This window comes from Bradyrhizobium sp. 31Argb, assembly GCF_043638955.1.
Taxonomy (GTDB): Bacteria; Pseudomonadota; Alphaproteobacteria; order Rhizobiales; family Xanthobacteraceae; genus Bradyrhizobium.
Genome location: NZ_JBEGDB010000670.1, coordinates 1 through 724, shown reverse-complemented (window position 1 = coordinate 724; position 724 = coordinate 1). Strand labels below are relative to the sequence as shown.

The window sequence follows — 724 nt, the reverse complement described above, 5'->3', positions numbered from 1 at the left end:
TGAGCGCGCGCCATCTGGCCTATGTGATCTACACCTCCGGCTCAACCGGCACCCCCAAGGGCGTCATGATCGAGCATGCTCAGATCGTGCGCTTGTTCGAGGCAACCGAGAGCTGTTATTGCTTCACGGAACATGACGTCTGGTGCCTATTCCATTCCTTCTCGTTCGACTTCTCAGTATGGGAGTTGTGGGGCGCACTGCGCTATGGCGGGCGATTAATTCTTGTGCCGAGCGATACCGCTCGCTCTGCTCCTGAGTTCCATGATCTGATCTGTAAGTTCGGCGTCACAGTTCTGAACCAGACCCCCTCGGCTTTTAAAGCTCTCATGGATGTGGAGTGTCAGAGCAGTGTTCGAAACCGCCTTCGCTATGTAATCTTTGGTGGGGAAGCTCTGGGGCCGTCGCTTCTGAAGCCGTGGTATGCAAAGTACTCAGAGCATGAGCACGCCCCACAACTGATCAACATGTTCGGTATTACGGAAGCGACCGTGCATGTCACATATCGGCCGCTCGATCATTCGGACACTTCCAACTCGGGTAGTCCGATTGGAACGCGCATTCCCGATCTTCGCGTCTATCTTCTGGACGGTCATGGCGGGCCGGTTCCGTTCGGGGCGGCGGGTGAGCTTTACATTGGCGGGGCGGGAGTTGCGCGCGGCTATCTGAACCGGCCGGAGCTGACGGCGGAGCGGTTCATCGCCAGCCCGTTTGTGGACGGCGACCG

General features: G+C 57.9%; 1 protein-coding gene. It reads left to right on the top strand.

Annotated elements, in window-relative coordinates; all coding sequences use genetic code 11:
- On the top strand, positions 1 to 724 hold a 724-nt coding region (locus AAFX91_RS42200), incomplete at both ends, for an AMP-binding protein (RefSeq protein ID WP_394570412.1).